Source organism: Streptomyces sp. NPDC030991 (genome assembly GCF_055571235.1).
Genome location: NZ_JBVIFR010000025.1, coordinates 53,925 through 72,934 on the forward strand (window position 1 = coordinate 53,925; position 19,010 = coordinate 72,934).

At 68.7% G+C, this 19,010-nt stretch carries 13 protein-coding genes and 1 tRNA gene; 3 read left to right on the forward strand and 11 right to left on the reverse strand.

The window, feature by feature from the left end:
- Positions 1–49: 49 nt before the first annotated feature.
- The 3 genes from ACZ45E_RS33805 to ACZ45E_RS33815 all read right to left on the reverse strand — a co-directional run bounded on the left by ACZ45E_RS33805 (position 50) and on the right by ACZ45E_RS33815 (position 3,076).
- Positions 50–1,987 carry an alkyl/aryl-sulfatase gene (locus ACZ45E_RS33805; protein WP_468228409.1) on the reverse strand — a complete coding sequence of 646 codons (1,938 nt, stop codon included), beginning with the start codon at positions 1,985–1,987 and terminating at the stop codon, positions 50–52.
- A 138-nt stretch (positions 1,988–2,125) separates the two neighbouring features.
- Positions 2,126–2,914: a transposase gene (locus ACZ45E_RS33810; protein ID WP_468228412.1), complete on the reverse strand. Its 789-nt coding sequence runs from the start codon at positions 2,912–2,914 to the stop codon at positions 2,126–2,128.
- A gap of 79 nt (positions 2,915–2,993) precedes the next feature.
- Positions 2,994–3,076 (reverse strand) — tRNA-Leu (locus ACZ45E_RS33815).
- A 104-nt stretch (positions 3,077–3,180) separates the two neighbouring features.
- On the opposite strand from ACZ45E_RS33815, the gene ACZ45E_RS33820 reads away from it, so the two are divergent.
- On the forward strand, positions 3,181–3,837 hold the full coding sequence (locus ACZ45E_RS33820; RefSeq protein ID WP_468228415.1) for an ANTAR domain-containing response regulator: 657 nt from the start codon (positions 3,181–3,183) through the stop codon (positions 3,835–3,837).
- A gap of 95 nt (positions 3,838–3,932) precedes the next feature.
- On the opposite strand, the gene ACZ45E_RS33825 is transcribed toward ACZ45E_RS33820, so the two are convergent.
- From ACZ45E_RS33825 to ACZ45E_RS33850, 6 genes are all read right to left on the reverse strand, one after another.
- Positions 3,933–4,649, reverse strand: a complete 717-nt coding sequence (locus ACZ45E_RS33825; RefSeq protein WP_468228417.1) for an ABC transporter ATP-binding protein — start codon at positions 4,647–4,649, stop codon at positions 3,933–3,935.
- Positions 4,646–5,509, reverse strand: coding sequence for an ABC transporter ATP-binding protein (locus ACZ45E_RS33830; protein ID WP_468228559.1), 864 nt, complete (start codon positions 5,507–5,509; stop codon positions 4,646–4,648). The genes ACZ45E_RS33825 and ACZ45E_RS33830 overlap by 4 nt, the downstream gene beginning before the upstream one ends.
- A gap of 5 nt (positions 5,510–5,514) precedes the next feature.
- Entirely contained in the window at positions 5,515–7,305 is a 1,791-nt protein-coding gene (locus ACZ45E_RS33835) for a branched-chain amino acid ABC transporter permease (protein WP_468228562.1), read from the reverse strand.
- Between the two features lie 5 nt (positions 7,306–7,310).
- Complete coding sequence (locus ACZ45E_RS33840) at positions 7,311–8,243, reverse strand: branched-chain amino acid ABC transporter permease (RefSeq protein WP_468228420.1); 933 nt, start codon at positions 8,241–8,243, stop codon at positions 7,311–7,313.
- 121 nt (positions 8,244–8,364) lie between these two features.
- The gene (locus tag ACZ45E_RS33845; RefSeq protein WP_468228423.1) at positions 8,365–9,588 is read right to left on the reverse strand and encodes a branched-chain amino acid ABC transporter substrate-binding protein; all 1,224 of its coding nucleotides are present in this window, start codon (positions 9,586–9,588) and stop codon (positions 8,365–8,367) included.
- Positions 9,589–9,997: 409 nt separating this feature from the next.
- Positions 9,998–10,603 carry a hypothetical protein gene (locus tag ACZ45E_RS33850; protein ID WP_468228426.1) on the reverse strand — a complete coding sequence of 202 codons (606 nt, stop codon included), beginning with the start codon at positions 10,601–10,603 and terminating at the stop codon, positions 9,998–10,000.
- Between the two features lie 144 nt (positions 10,604–10,747).
- On the opposite strand from ACZ45E_RS33850, the gene ACZ45E_RS33855 reads away from it, so the two are divergent.
- Positions 10,748–12,673, forward strand: coding sequence for a Xaa-Pro dipeptidyl-peptidase (locus tag ACZ45E_RS33855; protein WP_468228428.1), 1,926 nt, complete (start codon positions 10,748–10,750; stop codon positions 12,671–12,673).
- Here the strand turns inward: ACZ45E_RS33855 and ACZ45E_RS33860 are convergent.
- Positions 12,651–13,124 (reverse strand): PaaI family thioesterase, encoded by a 474-nt coding sequence (locus tag ACZ45E_RS33860; RefSeq protein WP_468228431.1) that lies wholly within the window; start codon positions 13,122–13,124, stop codon positions 12,651–12,653. The genes ACZ45E_RS33855 and ACZ45E_RS33860 overlap by 23 nt on opposite strands.
- Positions 13,125–13,186: 62 nt before the next feature.
- Complete coding sequence (locus tag ACZ45E_RS33865) at positions 13,187–15,466, reverse strand: FdhF/YdeP family oxidoreductase (protein WP_468228434.1); 2,280 nt, start codon at positions 15,464–15,466, stop codon at positions 13,187–13,189.
- 227 nt (positions 15,467–15,693) lie between these two features.
- Between ACZ45E_RS33865 and polA the strand changes: the two genes are divergently transcribed.
- Positions 15,694–18,363, forward strand: coding sequence for a DNA polymerase I (gene polA, locus ACZ45E_RS33870; RefSeq protein ID WP_468228564.1), 2,670 nt, complete (start codon positions 15,694–15,696; stop codon positions 18,361–18,363).
- Positions 18,364–19,010: the final 647 nt, after the last annotated feature.

A 19,010-nucleotide genomic window follows, 5' to 3' on the forward strand; every position in this document is an offset into this window, starting at 1 on the left:
GGGGCCGCCCCTCGCCAAGGGGCGGCCCCACACGCGTATCCAGCAGCGCCTACGGAGTCACGATCGCGAAATCCGGATCCGGCTTGTCCACCACACCCAGCAACTTCTGCAACAACGACACATCCCCCGACACCCCGATATCACCGAGCCCCTTCCCACCCAACAACGCCAGCAACTGCGCCTTCGTCATCGTCAACGTGACACCCGCCCCACCATCCACCCGGCCATCACTCCTGTACGTCAACACACCGTTCTGCAACGTCAAGTGATAGACCCGGTCCAACGCCGGAAAAACCCAGTCCATCCGTATCCGCAGATCCCACGCCCTCGGACCATTGACCCGGATCGCCACCGAATCAATCAACTGCTCGACACTCAGCGCCAACATCATCGTCGGACCCGCCGTCGTGGAACTCCCCGGCTTCACCCCGTCCGTCAACTCCATGGCCCCGGTCAGATAGAAGTTCCGCCACACCGCGTTCTCGGTCGCATACCCCAACTTCGTGTACACCCTGGCCAACTCCACCTTGGCCGCCCTGTGCTCCGGGTCCGCGAACACCACATGATTCAACAGCGTCGCCGCGAATCGCAGATCCCCGTCCCGCGCGAACGCCTTGGCCTTCAGCACCGTCGCGGTCCGCCCACCCAACGCCCGCACATACCGCTTCGCCTCATCGACCGGCGGGTGCTCCCACAAATGCGCCGGATTCGCGTCGAACCACCCCATGTACCGCTGATAGATGCCCTTCACGTTGTGGCTCAGCGACCCGTAATACCCGCGATTCGCCCACCCCTCAAGCGCGGGAGGCAACCGAATCTCCTCGGCGATCTCCCTCCCCGTCATCCCGACATTGATCATCCGCAACGTCTGGTCATGCATGTACGCGTACAGATCCCGCTGCTGCGTCAACAACCCGGTGATCTCCGCACCACCCCACGTCGGCCAGTGATGCGACGCGAACGCCACATCCACCCGCCCGTCGAACAACCCGATCGACTCATTCAGGTAATGCGCCCACTCCCGCGCATCCCGCACCTGCGCACCCCGCAACGTGATGATGTTGTGCATCGTGTGCGTCGCGTTCTCCGCCATGCACACAGCCCGCAGATCAGGGAAGACGAAGTTCATCTCGGCCGGAGCCTCGGTCCCCGGCGTCATCTGGAACTCGATCCGCACCCCGTCGAACGTCTCCACCTGACCCGTCTTCGCGATACTGACCGTGGGCGGGACAAGCCCCACCGTCCCCAACGACACGTTCTGCCCCAGCCCACAACCCACCTGTCCCCGCGCCGACTTCGGCAACTGCGCCCCGTACATGTACGCCGAGCGCCGCGTCATCGCCGTCCCCGCGTACACGTTCTCCGAGACCGCGTGCTCCAGAAAACCCTCGGGCGCGACGACCGGAACGTCCCCGGCCCCGTCCGGCAGCACCCCGTACGCACCGCCGAAATGGTCGACGTGCGGATGCGTGTAGATCAACGCCGTGACCTTCTTGCCCGCCGCGTCACGATGATCCCGGTACAACTTCAGCGCGGCGGCCGCCGTCTCGGCGGAGATCAGCGGATCGATGACGATGAGACCGGTGTCGCCCTCGACGATCGTCATGTTGGAGAGGTCGAGCCCGCGCACCTGATAGATCCGGTCGGTGACCTTGTACAACCCCTGCTTGCTCACCAGCCGGGACTGCCGCCACAGGCTCTTGCTGACAGTCGCCGGCGCCTCGCCCTCCAGGAAGTCATAGGCGTCGTTGTCCCAGACGACCTTCCCCGCCGCGTTCCTCACGACGCCGGGGGTGAGCGCCGCGATGAAGCCCCTGTCGGCATCCCGGAAATCGGCGGTGTCATCGAAGTCCAGGCCACCGTCGTTTGCCGCGCCGCTACTCCCGCCCGAGCCCGCGGCGAACGCGGACTGAGGGCTCACAGCCACGGCCGCGGCGGCGGCCCCTGCGGCGGCGGCGACGAAGTGACGCCGGTTGATCGGACTCATGCGTACCTCTTCGGACGACGGGGGGTGGGCGTGATCCCGAACATCGTGCGAGAGGGGCGGGCCGGTCAAGGTCCCGCCGGGGAATTGGGGTGGATCCCAGGGGGCGGGCGGAGGTGGTGTGACGGGTCATATTGCGGGTCAGTACTTCGGGCCAACGTGGGCGTCCATGAGCGCTACGGAGGCTGCGCGGGCCACCGAGATGTTGAACGGGTCGCTGCCGCGTGCGAGGGTCGTCCATCCGACGCCGACGTGGTCCAGAGCGTTGGTGAAGAGTCGCCGGATGTCATCGGATTTGTTGGCGAAGAAGTATCGCGGGTATTCATAGCGCTTGCGCTCGCCGCCCACGAGCCGAGTGGTCCAGTTGGTGATCCGGCAGCCGTCGGAGTGGATCAGACCCCGGATGAACTCCCAAGGATGGGCGTCGACGATCTCCTGCTGCCAGGGCTCGAGCATGATCCGGCGGTCATGCTTCTTACCAGCGCCGTGCTGCGGGAACAGACAGGGCAGGTGCTTCGAGTAGACCTTGATGTTGTGGCATCCGGTGCGCCGTACGCGACAAACGCGGTTGTCAGGCAAGACCGCGCGCATAGCCGCCTCGGTCTCGTCGGCGATGCCCGGCCAGTCATCGCAACAGGTGATCATGAGGTTGGGGACTCTGTGGCCTGAATAATGGCTGATATGACCGTCGCCAAGGTACTGGCCGAGCAGGTACGAGTACGCGACGGCATCGAGTGGTCGACCGTCGCAACGAGGGCAAGTTGGATCGTGAGCGCCGGGGCACTCGCCGCGTTTGGCCCGATCCATGTGCCGCCAGTACGAGACTGTCCCGACGGGGACGTTCAAGCTGCGCGCAACGTCCGCGTTACGGGCGCCGCCTCGCAGTAGGGCCAGCGCTTTCTGCCGCACTTCGGAGCCGTGAAAGTTCATGCGGCTACTCTGCGTGACCGAGTGTGGTGCCGCGCAGCAAAAAGCGGATGTTCACGAGAACGTGAGCATCCGCTTTCTGTACCGGGTGCGGGACTCGAACCCGCAAGCCCTTTCGGGCAGAGGTGTTTGAGACCTCCGTGTATACCGTTCCACCAACCCGGCATGGCCGCTGGCCGCTCGGGAAGTGTACCGGGTCATCATCCGCGCCCGCAGCTAGGTAGGCTGCTGGGAGCAGCCCCCGCCCTGCATAACCAAGGAGCGCCCCCGTGACCGCCCCCGAGTCGCCCCAGCCCGTAGACGACGCCGACGACGACAAGTCGCACGTCCCGCCGCTGACGACCCGTGTCGTCATCGCCGAGGACGAGGCCCTGATCCGCCTCGACCTCAAAGAGATGCTCGAGGAAGAGGGCTACACCGTCGTGGGCGAGGCCGGTGACGGTGAGCAGGCCGTCGAGCTGGCCCGTGAGCACCGGCCGGACCTCGTGATCCTCGATGTGAAGATGCCGAAGATGGACGGCATCAGCGCGGCGGAGAAGATCGCGGAGGAGTCGATCGCGCCGGTGCTGATGCTGACGGCGTTCTCGCAGCGTGACCTGGTGGAGCGGGCGCGGGACGCGGGTGCGATGGCGTACCTGGTGAAGCCGTTCAGCAAGAGCGATGTGGTGCCGGCGATCGAGATGGCGGTGTCGCGGTTCACGGAGTTGAAGACGCTGGAGCAGGAGGTCGCGGACCTCACGCAGCGGTTGGAGACGCGGAAGCTGGTGGACCGGGCGAAGTCGGTGTTGCAGACGGAGTACGGGCTGACGGAGCCGGCGGCGTTCCGGTGGATCCAGAAGACGTCGATGGACCGGCGGTTGTCGATGCAGCAGGTGGCCGAGGCGGTCATCGAGGACGCCGCGGAGAAGAAGGCGTCGAAGGGCTGAGAACCGGCCCCGCGTAGCGAGCAGTGCGGTGAGGCCCGCGTCCCGATCTATCCGGGGTGCGGGCCTCATTGCGTTTGGGGGGGAGGGGGAAGGGGTCAGTCTTCGCCCAGGTATGCCTTGCGTACGGATTCGTCGTGGAGGAGGTCCTGGCCGGTGCCGGAGAGGGCGATGGAGCCGACTTCCATGACGTGGCCCTGGTCGGCGAGGGAGAGCGCTGCTTGGGCGTTCTGTTCGACGAGGAGGATCGTGGTGCCTTGTGCTTTGAGTTCGACGATGGTCGCCATGATTTTCTGCATCATGATGGGGGAGAGGCCCATGGAGGGCTCGTCCAGCATGAGGAGTTTGGGCTGGGACATGAGGGCGCGGCCCATGGCGAGCATTTGTTGTTCGCCGCCGGAGAGGGTGCCGGCTGCTTGTTTTCGGCGTTCTCCGAGGATGGGGAAGAGTTCGTAGGCGCGTTGGAGGTCTTTTTCGATTCCTGCGGGGTCTTTGCGGAGGAAGGCTCCGAGTTGCAGGTTTTCGAGGATGGAGAGGCGGGGGAAGATGCGTCGGCCTTCGGGGGAGTGGGCGAGGCCGAGGGCGACGATTTTGTGTGCGGGGACGCCGGTCAGCGGTTGTCCGTTGAAGGTTATTTTGCCGCTGAGGGGTTTGAGGAGGCCGGAGAGGGTGCGCAGGGTGGTGGTTTTTCCGGCGCCGTTGGTGCCGATGAGGGTGACGACCTGGCCTTCTTCGACGGTGAAGCTGATGCCTTTGACGGCTTCGATTTTGCCGTAGGCGACTTTGAGGTCTTCGACTTCCAGCAGGGCGGTCACTGGTTGGTTCCTTCCGAAGGTCCTTCTGTCGCGTTTTCGGCGGCGTGTGCTTCGGCTGCCTGGACGTCTTCGAGGGCGGTGTCCTCGGGGGCGCCTTCGAAGGGGGTGCCGAGGTAGGCGGCGATGACGCGTTCGTCGCCCTGGACGACGTCGCTGGTGCCTTCGACGAGTTTTTCGCCTTGGACGAGGACGGCGACGCGGTCGCAGAGGTTGAAGATGAAGCGCATGTCGTGCTCGATGACGAGGACGGCCATGCCTTTGTCGCGGATGGCGAAGACGAGTTCTTCGGTGGCGCGGGTTTCCTGGGGGTTCATGCCGGCGGTGGGCTCGTCGAGGAGGAGGAGTCCGGGTTCGCTGGCCATGGCGCGGGCGATCTCGAGTTTGCGTTGTTCGCCGTAGGGGAGGCTGCGGGCGAGGTGGTCGCGTTTGTGGGCGAGGCCGATGAATTCGAGGAGTTCCATGGCGCGTTCTTCGGATTCCGCTTCGGCTTTTTTGAAGCCGGGGCCGCGCAGGAGTGCGGACCAGAGTCCTTCTTTGGTTCTGGTGTGGCGGCCTACGAGGACGTTCTCGAGGACGGTCATGTTGGCGAAGAGGCGGATGTTCTGGAAGGTGCGGGCCATTCCTGCCTGGGTGACCAGGTGGGGTTTGGGTGGGAGGACGGCGCCTTTGTAGGTGACGGTGCCTTCGGTGGGGATGTAGAGGCCGGTGAGGCAGTTGAAGAAGGTGGTTTTTCCGGCGCCGTTGGGTCCGATGAGGCCGACGATCTCGCCTTCGCCGACGGTGAGGTCGACGGAGCGGACGGCGGTGAGGCCGCCGAAGCGCATGGTGACGTCTTTTGCTTCCAGCACGGTGTTCGTCATGGTGGTCACGTCCCTGCCTTGGTCGCCTTGGTGGCGCCGATGGTGCCTTCGGGCAGGCTTTGTTGTTCTGGGATGTCGAGTTGGCCGGTCTCGTGGAATTCGAGTTGGCGGCGGCGGTCGGCGATGATTCCTTCGGGGCGGAAGCGCATGAGAAGGATGAGTGCGACGCCGAATGCGAGGAGTTCGTAGCTCTTGAGAAAGCCGAGCTTTTCGGGGATGAGGTAGAGGAGGCTGGCGCCGAGCAGGGGTCCGCTGACGGTGCCCATGCCGCCGAGGACGACTGCGGCGAGGAGGAACGCGGAGTTGGGTGGTGCGGCGCCGGCGAACTGGTAGGGGGTGGGGACGACGGAGTAGCTGACGTGGGCGCTGACGGTTCCGGCGAGTCCGGCGAGGGCGGCGCCGAGGGCGAAGGCGACGAGTTTGACGCGGAAGCCGTTGATGCCCATGGCTGTGGCGGCGGTTTCGTCTTCGCGGATGGCGACCCAGGAGCGGCCGATGCGGGAGTCGGCGGCGCGGGTGAAGACCAGCACGACGATGGCCGTGAAGATCAGCATGAGGAGGAAGTAGTTGGCGAAGCGGCCGAGGGTGAAGCCGGCGATGACGTGGGGTTCGCCGAGGTTGAACCCGAGGATTTCGAGGTCGGGGATGTTGGCGATGCCGTTGGGGCCGTTGGTGATGTCGGGGCCGGAGGAGCCGTCGAGGTTGTTGACGGCGATGCGGAAGATCTCTCCGAAGCCGAGGGTGACGATGGCGAGGTAGTCGCCGCGGAGGCGCAGGGTGGGTGCGCCGATGAGGACGCCGAAGACGAGGGAGGCGGCCATGCCGACGAGTACGGCTCCCCAGAAGGGGAGTTGGGTGCCGGAGAAGCGGGAGTACTCGGAGCCGGAGACGAGGGCTGCGGCGTAGGCGCCGACGCCGAGGAAGGCGACGTAGCCGAGGTCGAGGAGGCCGGTGAGGCCGACGACGATGTTCAGGCCGAGGGCGACGGTGGCGAAGATGAGGATGTTGACGCCGATGTTGGCGTTGTGGTCCTCGGCCTGGGTGAAGGGGAAGATCGCCGCGGCGAGGAAGGCCATGGAGGTGGCGAAGCCTCGGTGGCGGGCGTTGAGGCGGGAGAAGCGGTCGGTGAGTCCTGCGGCGAGGACGGCCCAGGTGGCGAAGATGACGAGCAGCATGAAGCCGCTGAAGGTTTCGCCGTACTCGTCGTCGGGGGTGCCGATGCCGTAGGTGAAGACGATGAGGCCGAGGGCGAGGGCGAGGGTGATGATGATGCGTTCTGCCCAGGCGGGGACTTCGTGGGCCGGGGGGATGCGGTCGGCTTTGGCGAAGTAGGACTTCCAGGTGTCGCCGGGGCGGGGGAGTGCGAGGGCGCCGATGACGGGGAGGAGGCTGGCGATGGCGGCGAGGTAGCCGCCGGGTTCGAGGTTGGCGAGGCCGCCGAGCTCGATGGTGATGGCGAGGACCGTGTACCAGGTGACGGCGAACGCGGCGAGGGCGATGAGGAAGACGGGGGCGGTGGCGCGGGCGGGGTTGAGCCAGCGTAGTCCTCGTACGTTCCAGAGGGTGAGGGCGTAGAGGAGGGTGAGGATGGCGCCGGTGAGGGTGAGGAGTTGGAGGCCCGCGGGGTAGCCGGTGACGGTGAGGTCGCCGGGGAATTCGCTGGTCCAGGTCCAGGCGAGCATGGTGCTTGCGAGGGTGGCGAGGGCGCCGGCGGCGATGAGGGGGCGGGCGGTGGCTGGGGGGAGGGGGATGACCGGGGTGCCGTGGGCGTCCTGTTTTTTGGTGGTGTCGGTCATGGTGCTCACGCCCTGTCCGCGACGCGTTCGCCCAGTAGACCTTGTGGTCTGAAGAGGAGGACGAGGATGAGGAGGACGAAGGCCCAGACGGAGGCCCAGCCTTGGCCGCCGAACTGCTCCATGCCGGGGATGTCGGCGATGTAGGCGGTGGCGAGTCCTTCGGCGAGGCCGAGGACGAGGCCGCCGAGCATGGCGCCGTAGATGTTGCCGATGCCGCCGAGGACGGCGGCGGTGAAGGCTTTGAGTCCGGCGACGAAGCCCATGTCGTAGGTGACGGAGCCGACGCGGAAGCCGTAGGCGACGCCGGCGACGGCGGCGAAGAAGCCGCCGATGGCGAAGGCGATGACGATGATGCGGTTGGTGTCGATGCCCATGAGCTGGGCGGTGTCGGGGTCTTGTGCGGTGGCTTGCATGGCGCGTCCGGTGCGGGAGGTGCGGACGAAGAAGGCGAGGGAGGCCATGCAGACGGGGGCGGCGATCAGGACGAAGAGTTCACCGGACTGGATCTTGAGGCTGTCGGTGATGTTGAGGGCGCCGCCGGGGAGGGAGGGGAAGACGCGGGGGTTCTCGGCGTCGGGGTACCAGTTGAAGACGGCCTGCTGGAGGGCGAGGGAGAGGCCGATGGCGGTGATGAGGGGGGCGAGGCGTGGGGCGCCTCTGAGTGGTCGGTAGGCGAACCGTTCCGCTCCTACGGCGATGAGGACGGCGATGAGTCCGCCGCCGATCAGCATGAGGGGGAGGGCGATCCACATGGATATGCCGTCGGGCAGGATGAGGTAGGTGGTGAGGGCGCCGAAGCCGCCCGTCATGAAGATCTCGCCGTGGGCGAAGTTGATGAGCTGGACGATGCCGTACACCATCGTGTAGCCGATGGCGATGAGCCCGTACATCGAGCCGAGAATCAGCCCGTTGGCCAGCTGTTGCGGCAGGGTGTGCACCGCATGGCCTCCATGTGGGTGCGGAGAGTGACTGGGGGTAGAGGTCGGGCCGCGCGGTGACGGGTCGTCGTGGCCGCGCGGCCCTGGGTGGTGCGTGGTTCATGCGGTGGTGCGGGGAGGGTCAGCCGGTTTTGACGGACTTCCACTCGCCCTTGGTGGCCTGGTACAGCGTGAGGGTCTTGTTCTTGGTGTCGCCGTACTCGTCGAAGCCGACGGGGCCTGCGATGCCTTCGAAGCTGATCTTCTGGACCTCGTCGACGACCTTCTGGCGGGCGTCGGCGGGGACCTTTCCGTCCTTCACGACGTTGGCGACGGCCTTGATGAGGGCGGTGGCGGCGTCGTAGGAGTAGCCGCCGTAGGTGCCGTAGTCGCCCTTGTAGTTGCCGGCCTTGTACTTGTCGATGAACGCCTTGGCGGCGGGCAGGGTGTCGACGGGGACGCCGACGGAGGTGACGAGGTCGCCTTCGGCGGCCTTGCCGGCGGTCTTGATGTAGGTCGGGGTGAACATGCCGTCGCCGCCCATGAGCGGGATCTTGGCGCCGGCGTCCTTGAGCTGCTTGGTGAGGACCTGCGACTCGTCGTACTGGCCGCCGTAGTAGAGGAGTTCGGCGCCGGAGTTCTTGATCTTTGTGACGAGGGTGGCGAAGTCCTTGTCGCCGACGTTGACGTGGTCGGTGCCGACGACCTTGCCGCCTGCTTCCTTGTACTTCTTGGCGAAGATGCCGGCGAGGCCGGCGCCGTAGGTCTGCTTGTCGTCGACGACGTAGACCTTCTTCTTCTTGAGGGTCTTGTAGACGTAGTCGGCGGAGAAGCCGCCCTGTACCTCGTCGGTGATGGCGGTGCGGAAGTACGTCTTGAAGGGGCGGGCCTTCGTGCCCGAGACCCAGTTCTTGCCCTGGGTGAGTTCGGGGGCGGTGTTGGAGGGCGAGATCTCGGCGAGGTTGGCGGAGGCGAAGACCTTCTGCATGGTCTGCGCGACACCGGAGTTGAGGGGGCCGACGACGCCGAGGACGTCCTTGTTGGCGACGAGTTCCGAGGCGTTCTGCTGGCCGGTGGGCGGCAGGGCCTTGTCGTCGAGGGCCTTGACCTGGAAGGTGACGCCGGGGACGAGCTTCTTGTCGTTGGCGTCCTTGACGGCTATCTCGACGCCGGACTTGATGCCGAGGCCGGTGGCGGAGTTCTGGCCGGTGAGGGGCGCGTCGACGCCGATCACGACGGTGGTGTTGCTGCCGCCTTTGTCGCCGTCGTCGCCTTTGTCGTCGCGCGATCCGCAGGCGGTGAGCGTGAGTGCTCCGGAGGTGAGCACGGTGGTGAGTATGAGCAGAGAACGGTGTCGCACGATCATTCCTCTCCCTGGCGCGGCTTCCGGGGTCGGAAGCCGTGAGTCTCGCCGGGCCGTACTGGTGGTACAGGGGCCGTGCAATGAACGCGCCCGGCGGCGCGGTGACTGGCCGTGACTATAAGCGCAGGTAGGGGGTGGTGGAGCTGCCGTGGGCAGGCTGTGACGCTCTTGTTATGACGGGGCGGTTCCGAGGGGGTGCAGTGGGGACGATTGGGACGTATGTGGACTGCATCCAGTTGTTCACATGGCGAGAACGTCCTGTTCCGCTAAGGGACTTGAGGTGATCTTGGTCCTTACCGGCTGTGGGGCGTGCGGGTGCCTGTCCCTGGTGTGTGGTGGCCGCCGGGGGCGTGCGGTGCGGGTCGGGGGGTGTGCACGGCTTTGTCTGGGCGGTGGTGACTGATTGTTACGGTCAGGTGAGTTCGAGGGGGAGCGCGGGGCCGCAGTTGGCGTACAGGAACTCGCGCAGGTCGCCGGCGAAGGCGGCGCCGAGGCCGAAGGTACGGCGCTGTTCGCCGCGTTCGTTGCGGAGCACCGCGTCGAGCCGGTGCAGGGCGGGGCCGGGTGGCAGTCCGGTGCAGGTGTACGCGGAGAGCCAGACGGTGACGGTGCGGGAGGTCCCCGGCGCCACCCGCAGTGGAAGGCGGGGTGTGGTGGAGGAGCCGAACTCCGCAAGTCGTGGGCGTAGTTGGCGCAGGGTGACGGGGCCTTCGCGGGCGGCGTGCACGGTGAAGCGGAAGGTGCCGTTGTCCCTGCCGGGCCCGTCGTAGCGCAGCGTCGTGATCTTCGCGGGCCACGGGGTCGGGGTCGGGTCGGCCGGGAAGGGGTGCAGGGCGAGCAGGGTGCCGAGCGCGGTGGCGCAGCCCGCGAGCAGCAGGGCGGTGCGGCGGCGCCGGGCGGGCAGTGCGGCCCAACGCCCGGACAGGCGAGGGGGGTTGCTGCCCAGCGTGTCGGCGGATGGTGGGGGGAGGGGGTCGTCGGAGGGTTCGTACGGTTCGACGGGCCCGATGCCGGTCATGGTGGACGGTAAGCCGGAGGGGTGCGTTCCGCCAACGGTGGTGCGGCGGCCGGGCCGGGGGTGCCCTCTGGCGGTGGGCGGCGCGTCGCGGTGGAATACCGGCGTCCCGCGAGTGAACTCCCTTACCGCGCCTCTGGAGGCACGATGGTGAGATCCACCGGCACGAGAGCACGCCGCTCCCGCGGCCTGGCCGTGGTGTGCGCGCTGGCGGCGGTGCTGGCCGCGCCGTCCGCGTACGCCGCTCAACGACCCGAGCAGCGAGCAGAGTTGAAGGTATCCGGGCACGAGACGCAACCCGTCTTCTCCCGGGCCGATGCCGTGTTGCAGCAGGTCGATGTCCGGACGGAGGTCGACAGTGACGGCGACGGGAGGCGTGACACCGTGCGGATGCGGATTCTGCGTCCGAAGGAGACCGGTACGGCGGGCTTGAAGGTCGCCACGATTGTCGAGGCGAGCCCGTACTGGGCGGGTGGCAACGATGTGCCGAACCACGGTGTCGACCTTGACGAGGACGGCCTGCCGGTCGCCGGGGCGGGTGGCGGGCTCACGGCCACCAGGCCCGGGTTGACGGGCCCCGCGGTCGCCTACTCCGGCTACTACGACAACTACTTCCTGCCCCGTGGCTACGCGGTCGCCCAGGTCGACAGCCTCGGTACCGGCGGTTCCAGCGGCTGCCCCACCTCCGGCGGCCGCAACGAGACGCTCGGTGCGAAGGCTGCGATCGACTGGCTGGGCGGCCGTGCGAAGGGCTGGGACCTCGACGGCAAGGAGGTGCGCGCGAACTGGTCGACCGGTAACGCGGCCATGATGGGTATTTCGTACAACGGCACGCTGCCGACGGCCGTCGCCGCCACGGGGGTCGAGGGTCTCAAGGCGATCGTGCCGATCTCCGGGATCTCGTCCTGGTACGACTACTACCGTGCGAACGGTGGCGTCGTCGCGCCCGGCACTTTCCAGGGTGAGGACACCGACGTGCTCGCCCGCTATGTGTACTCGCGCGCCGACCGTGAGATCTGCGGGCCGGTCCTCGACTCCCTGGAGCGCGACCAGGACCGGGTGACGGGTGACTGGTCGGCGTACTGGCAGGAGCGCGACTACCTCAAGGACGTCGGCAGGATCAAGGCGGGTGTCTTCGTCGTGCACGGCCTCAACGACTGGAACGTGAAGACCAAGAACGCCGGCCGGCTGTGGGAGGCGCTGAAGGAGAACGGCGTCCCGCGCAAGCTGTGGCTGCACCAGGCCGGGCACGCCAACCCGATGCCGCTGCGCATGGAGGAGTGGCTCGACCAGGTCCACCACTGGTTCGACCATTGGCTCTACGGCCTGGGCAACGGGGTCACCGCCGAGCCCCGGGTCGACATCGAGCAGGCCGACTTCAGCTGGCGGCAGCAGCGGGACTGGCCCGCCCCCGGCACCCGGAAGGTCGAGCTCCGGCTGCGGGCCGACGGCACTCTCGGCCGCGCCGCGGGGCCGCGGCGCGTCCAGAGCCTCACCGACGCGGGCCGCACCGTCCCCGCCGAGCAGCTCGTGGTCTCGCCGGACAGCGCCCGGGCGAACCGGCTCGCCTACACGACGGGGCCGCTGGCGAAGGATCTGCGGGTCAACGGCGTGCCCGAGATCGACATCCGCGCGTCACTCTCCGGTACGTCGCCGTACGTGACCGCGCTCCTCGTCGACTACGGGCGGGACACCCGCGCGACGTCCGGCACGGTCACCGACACCGCGCGGCAGGTCTGTTACGGCGAGGGCGTACCGGATCTGCCCGGCGAGAGCGGGTGCGCGTACCGGACGAGGCACGCCACGGAGACGGCCGACTTCAAGATCGTCACGCGGGGCTGGCTCGACGCGCGCAACCGGAACTCCTACGCCCGTCAGAGCAGGGTCGTGGAGGGCCGTGAGTACCGGCTGCGCTGGGACATGCAGCCGCAGGAGTACGTCTTCGAGGCCGGGCACCGTCTCGGCGTGGTGCTGATCTCGACCGATCACGACTACACGCTGCGGTATCCGGCGGGCACGAGGATGACCGTGCGCGCCGGGGCCGGTTCGCTCACGCTGCCGGTGGCGCCATAGGAGAGTCCTTGAGGAGGCAGGTCAGGCGGGCCGTGCAGACCCGCCTGTCCTGCTCGTCGGTGATGACGATCTCGTACGTGGCGGTGGTGCGGCCGCGGTGTACGGGGGTGGCGACGCCGGTGACGAGGCCGGAGCGGGCGCCGCGGTGGTGCGTGCAGTTGAGGTCGACGCCGACGGCGATCTTGCCGGGGCCGCCGTGGAGCATGGAGCCGACGGAGCCGAGGGTCTCGGCGAGGACGGCGGAGGCGCCGCCGTGCAGCAGTCCGTACGGCTGGGTGTTGCCCTCGACGGGCATCGTGCCCACCACGCGGTCCGCGGCGGCCTCCTTGATCAGGACGCCCATCCGGGTGCCGAGGTGCCCGGCGGAGAACAGGGCGGGCAGGTCGACGCCGAGCGTCGCGTACTCGTCGATGACCTCTTGCGGGAACTTCACGTGGTTCTGCTCGCCCATGGGGCCCGGCTCCGTCCGTCGTGCCTGCTTGCGAAGGTGCTGCTCGATGCCTGAGCAAACGCTCAGTCGGTCCTCGATTGTTCCAGGCGGACGACGACGGACTTGCTGGCGGGTGTGTTGCTGGTGTCGGCGGTGGCGTCCAGCGGCACCAGTACGTTCGTCTCCGGGTAGTACGCGGCCGCGCAGCCGCGGGCCGTCGGGTAGTGCACGACGCGGAAGCCGGGCGCGCGGCGCTCGACGCCGTCGCTCCACTCGCTGACGAGGTCGACATAGCTGCCCTCGGCGAGGTCGAGGACCTTGGCGTCCCCGGCGTTGACGAGGACGACCCGGCGGCCGTTCTTGATGCCCCGGTAGCGGTCGTCCAGGCCGTAGATGGTGGTGTTGTACTGGTCGTGCGAGCGCAGGGTCTGCAGGAGGAGGCGGCCCTCGGGCAGGTGCGGGTACTCGACGGGCGCGGCCGTGAAGTTGGCCTTGCCGGTGGTGGTGGGGAAGCGGCGCTCGTCGCGCGGGGCGTGCGGCAGCGTGAATCCGGCCGGGTCCGCCACGCGCGCGTTGAAGTCCTCGAAGCCGGGGACGACGCGGGAGATACGGTCGCGGATCGTGGCGTAGTCCTTCTCGAACTCCTCCCACGGCGTGGCGGAGGCGGCGCCCAGGACGCGGCGGGCGAGGCGGGCGACGATGGCCGGCTCGGAGAGCAGATGGCGGCTCGCGGGCTCCAGGCGCCCGCGCGAGGCGTGCACCATGCCCATGGAGTCCTCGACGGTGACGAACTGCTCGCCACCGCCCTGCACGTCGCGCTCGGTGCGGCCGAGGGTGGGCAGGATGAGCGCGCGGGCGCCGGTGACGGTGTGCGAGCGGTTCAGCTTCGTGGAGACGTGCACGGTCAGCGCGGCGCGGCGCATGGCCGCCTCGGTGACGTCGGTGTCGGGGGAGGCCGCCACGAAGTTGCCGCCCATCGCGAAGAAGACCCGCGCCTTCCCGTCGCGCAGGGCGCGGATGGCGCGTACGACGTCGAAGCCGTGCTCGCGCGGCGGCGCGAAGCCGAACTCCTTCTCCAGGGCGTCCAGGAAGGCGGGCGCGGGGCGCTCGAAGATGCCCATGGTGCGGTCGCCCTGCACATTGCTGTGGCCGCGCACCGGGCAGACACCGGCGCCGGGACGGCCGATGTTGCCGCGCAGCAGCAGGAAGTTGACCACTTCGCGGATGGTCGGCACGGAGTGCTTGTGCTGGGTCAGGCCCATCGCCCAGCAGACGACGGTGCGCTTGGAGGCGAGCACCATCTCCAGGGTCCGCTCGATGTCCGCGCGGGACAGGCCGGTCGCCTTCAGGGTCTCGTCCCAGTCGGCGGCGCGGGCGGTCGCCGCGAACTCCTCGAAGCCGTGGGTGTGTTCGGCGATGAAGGCGTCGTCCGTCGCGCCCTCCGCCTCCAGGATCAGCTTGTTCAGGAGGCGGAAGAGGGCCTGGTCGCCGCCGAGCCGGATCTGCAGGAACAGATCGGTCAGGGACGCGCCCTTGGTGAGGCCCTTGGGGGTCTGCGGGTTCTTGAACTTCTCCAGGCCCGCCTCCGGCAGCGGGTTCACGGAGATGATCCGTGCGCCCCCCGCCTTCGCCTTCTCCAGGGCGGAGAGCATGCGCGGGTGGTTCGTCCCCGGGTTCTGCCCGGCGACGATGATCAGGTCCGCCTTGTAGAGATCCTCCAGGAGGACGCTGCCCTTGCCGACGCCGATGGTCTCGGTCAGCGCGGAGCCCGACGACTCGTGGCACATGTTCGAACAGTCGGGCAGGTTGTTCGTGCCGAACTCGCGGGCGAACAGCTGGTAGAGGAACGCCGCCTCGTTGCTGGTGCGGCCCGAGGTGTAGAAGACCGCCTCGTCCGGGGAGGCGAGCGCGGCCAGCTCCTCACCGACGATGTCGAACGCCCGCTCCCACGTCACTGGCTCGTACCGGTCCGCGCCCTGCGCCAGGTACATGGGGTGGGTGAGGCGGCCCTGCTGGCCCAGCCAGTACCCGGAGCGCGTCGCCAGGTCCGCCACCGGGTGCGCGGCGAAGAACTCGGGCGTCACCCGGCGCAGGGTGGCCTCCTCGGCGACCGCCTTCGCCCCGTTCTCGCAGAACTCCGCCGCGTGCCGGTGCTCCGGCTCGGGCCAGGCGCAGCCGGGGCAGTCGAAGCCGTCCTTCTGGTTGACCCGCAGCAGGGTCAGGGCGGTGCGCTTCACACCCATCTGCTCGCGGGCGATCTTCAGGGAGTGCTTGACGGCGGGAAGCCCGGCGGCATGGTGTTGTACCGCTGTGACCTGCGGTGCGTCCTGAACCGGATCCGACGCGGGCGGCTTGCTGGCCATGGCTGGCTCCCCTTCGAGCTGGTCCTGCGAGCGTGCTGTGACGTGCTGTGGGCCACGTCTGCCGATCCTCGCACGTACGGCTGACAGGGCCCCCTGCCGGTCCGGGGTGGACCGGGCTGTCAGTGGGGCGTGGCAGGATCGGGGACGTGGCAGAGAAAGCAGCAAAGACGGCGAAGACAACCGCGACGAAGGCGACGGGCACGGCTGCGGGCGGGCGCCCCCGGCTGATGCTCATGGACGGGCACTCGCTGGCGTACCGGGCGTTCTTCGCGCTGCCCGCGGAGAACTTCACGACGGCGACGGGCCAGCCGACGAACGCGATCTATGGTTTCGCCTCGATGCTGGCGAACACGCTGCGCGACGAGGCGCCCACGCACTTCGCGGTGGCGTTCGACGTGTCCCGCAAGACGTGGCGCTCCGAGGAGTTCACCGAGTACAAGGCGAACAGGTCGAAGACCCCGGACGAGTTCAAGGGGCAGGTCGAGCTGATCGGCGAGCTGCTCGACGCGATGCACACCCCGCGCTTCGCCGTCGACGGCTTCGAGGCCGACGACGTCATCGCCACGCTCGCCACGCAGGCCGAGACCGAGGGCTTCGACGTCCTCATCGTCACCGGCGACCGCGACTCCTTCCAGCTCGTCTCCGACCACGTGACGGTCCTCTACCCGACCAAGGGCGTCTCCGAGCTCACCCGCTTCACCCCGGAGAAGGTCTTCGAGAAGTACGGACTGACCCCGGCGCAGTACCCCGACTTCGCGGCGCTGCGCGGCGACCCGTCGGACAACCTGCCGGGCATCCCCGGCGTCGGCGAGAAGACCGCCGCGAAGTGGATCAACCAGTTCGGTTCGTTCGCCGACCTGGTCGAGCGCGCCGACGAGGTCAAGGGCAAGGCCGGGGCGAATCTGCGGGAGCACCTGGACGCCGTCAAGCTCAACCGGCGGCTCACCGAGATGGTCCGCGACGTCGAGCTGCCCAAGGGCGTCACCGACCTGGAGCGCACGGCGTACGACCGCACCGCGATCGCGATGATCCTGGACACCCTGGAGATCCGTAACCCCTCGCTGCGCGAGCGCCTGTTCGCCGTCGACCCGGGCGCCGTCGAGGCCGAGGAGACCCCCGCCGAGCCCGGCGTGGAGATCGAGGGGACGGTCCTCACCACCGGTGAGATCGCGCCCTGGCTGGCCGAGCACGGCAGCGCGGTCCTGGGACTCGCCTCCGTCGACACCTGGGCGCTCGGCACCGGCTCGGTCACCGAGGTCGCGCTCGCCGCCGCCGGGGGAGAGGCCGCCTGGTTCGACCCGTCGATGCTCGACGAGGCCGACGAGAAGGCGTTCGCCGCCTGGCTCGCCGACGCCGCGAGGACCAAGGTCCTGCACAACGCCAAGGGCGTCATGCGGGTCTTCGCCGAGCACGGCTGGACCGTGGCCGGCATCACCATGGACACGGCGCTCGCCGCCTACCTGGTCAAGCCGGGCCGCCGCTCCTTCGCCCTCGACGCGCTCTCCCTGGAGTACCTGGGCCGCGAGCTGGCCCCGGCCTCCGCCGCCGACGGGCAGCTCGCCTTCGGCACCGACGAGGACGACCAGGCCGAGGCCGACGCGCTCATGCGGCAGGCCCGCGCCATCCTCGACCTCGGCGAGGCGTTCGGCGAGCGCCTGCGGGAGGTCGGCGCGGCCGAGCTGCTCACCGACATCGAACTGCCCACCTCCGTGCTCCTCGCCCGCCTGGAGCGGTACGGCATCGCCGCCGACCGCGCCCATCTGCAGACGATGGAGCAGATGTTCGCCGGCGCCGTGCAGCAGGCCGTGAAGGAGGCGCACGCCTCCGTCGGCCACGAGTTCAACCTGGGCTCGCCCAAGCAGCTCCAGGAAGTCTTCTTCGGCGAGCTCGACCTGCCCAAGACGAAGAAGACCAAGACCGGGTACACGACGGACGCGGACGCCCTCGCCTGGCTCGCCGCGCAGACCGACCACGAACTGCCCGTGATCATGCTGCGCCACCGCGAGCAGGCCAAGCTGCGCGTCACCGTCGAGGGCCTGATCAAGACGATCGCGGCGGACGGCCGCATCCACACCACGTTCAACCAGACGGTCGCCGCGACCGGCCGCCTCTCCTCGACCGACCCGAACCTGCAGAACATCCCGGTCCGCACGGACGAGGGCCGCGCGATCCGCCGCGGCTTCGTCGTCGGCGAGGGCTTCGAGACGCTGATGACGGCCGACTACAGCCAGATCGAACTGCGCGTCATGGCACACCTCTCGGAGGACGAGGGCCTCCTGGAGGCGTTCACCTCCGGCGAGGACCTGCACACCACGGTCGCCTCGCAGGTCTTCGGCGTCCCCCGGGACGCCGTCGACGCGGAGATGCGCCGAAAGATCAAAGCGATGTCGTACGGCCTCGCCTACGGCCTCTCCGCCTTCGGCCTCTCCGGCCAGCTGAACATCGAGCCGGGCGAGGCCCGCGTCCTGATGGACACGTACTTCGAGCGGTTCGGCGGCGTACGCGACTACCTGCGCCGCGCCGTCGACGAGGCGCGCGCCACCGGGTACACGGAGACGATGCTGGGCCGCCGCCGCTACCTGCCCGACCTGAACTCGGACAACCGGCAGCGCCGCGAGATGGCCGAGCGCATGGCACTGAACGCGCCGATCCAGGGCACGGCCGCGGACATCGTCAAGATCGCGATGCTGAACGTGGACCGGGCGCTCACCGAGGCGAAGCTCGCCTCCCGGATGCTGCTCCAGGTCCACGACGAAATCGTCCTGGAGATCGCCCCCGGCGAGGCCGCCGCCGCGGAGGAACTGGTCCGCCGGGAGATGGCCGGAGCGGTGGCCCTCCGGGCGCCGCTGGATGTGTCGGTGGGGCTCGGCACGGACTGGGAATCCGCAGCGCACTAGCCTCCGGCGGTCGGCGGTTCTGGTGGGTGCCGGGGGAGTTCGGTGGGGTGGGTTGTGGCTGGGCGCCGCGGGGCTGTCGTCTCGGCGGTGCGGGGTGGTTCGACGGGGTGGGTGCGCCCGCGCGCCGCGGGTCTCTCGTCTCGGGTGCGTCCGGCGGCCCGGTGGGGCTTCTCGCGCCGTTCCCCGCGCCCCTGGAGACACGCACTTCGTGCGTTGCCTCCAGCGCCGCGCGCTTACGGCGTCCCTGAGGCCCGGCGGGTCAGCTGCGCCTGCGCGCCGCGGGGTTTCTCGTCTCAGGTGCGTCCAGCGGCCCGGTGGGGCTTCTCGCGGCGTTCCCCGCGCCCCTGGAGCATGCGGCTTCGCCGCAGCCCCAGGGGACGCGCGTCCCCTGAGATGCGCACGCAGTGCGCATCTCAGGGGCGCGGGGAACTGCGCGCTCAGCCACGACGCAACCCGCACCGCCGAACGAGACCCGTACCCCCCTGCACTCGCTGGATGAGGCCCGCGCTGCCCGTACCCCGATCGGGGCCCGCACCCCGTACCCGCCGCACACGACCCCGGCCGGGCCCCACCGCGCCGCACCCCGTACAAGACCCCGCGGCCGCGCACGCGTGAAGCCGCACCGCCGTTCAGCCCTCACACCAGGC

Bases quoted from the DNA above. Each gene is read 5' to 3' on its own strand.
- ACZ45E_RS33805 (WP_468228409.1), bottom strand. From the start codon at position 1,987: ATGAGTCCGATCAACCGGCGTCACTTCGTCGCCGCCGCCGCAGGGGCC.
- ACZ45E_RS33810 (WP_468228412.1), bottom strand. From the start codon at position 2,914: ATGAACTTTCACGGCTCCGAAGTGCGGCAGAAAGCGCTGGCCCTACTG.
- ACZ45E_RS33830 (WP_468228559.1), bottom strand. From the start codon at position 5,509: ATGACGAACACCGTGCTGGAAGCAAAAGACGTCACCATGCGCTTCGGC.
- ACZ45E_RS33835 (WP_468228562.1), bottom strand. From the start codon at position 7,305: ATGACCGACACCACCAAAAAACAGGACGCCCACGGCACCCCGGTCATC.
- ACZ45E_RS33845 (WP_468228423.1), bottom strand. From the start codon at position 9,588: ATGATCGTGCGACACCGTTCTCTGCTCATACTCACCACCGTGCTCACC.
- ACZ45E_RS33850 (WP_468228426.1), bottom strand. From the start codon at position 10,603: ATGACCGGCATCGGGCCCGTCGAACCGTACGAACCCTCCGACGACCCC.
- ACZ45E_RS33855 (WP_468228428.1), top strand. From the start codon at position 10,748: ATGGTGAGATCCACCGGCACGAGAGCACGCCGCTCCCGCGGCCTGGCC.
- ACZ45E_RS33860 (WP_468228431.1), bottom strand. From the start codon at position 13,124: ATGGGCGAGCAGAACCACGTGAAGTTCCCGCAAGAGGTCATCGACGAG.
- ACZ45E_RS33865 (WP_468228434.1), bottom strand. From the start codon at position 15,466: ATGGCCAGCAAGCCGCCCGCGTCGGATCCGGTTCAGGACGCACCGCAG.
- polA (WP_468228564.1), top strand. From the start codon at position 15,694: ATGCTCATGGACGGGCACTCGCTGGCGTACCGGGCGTTCTTCGCGCTG.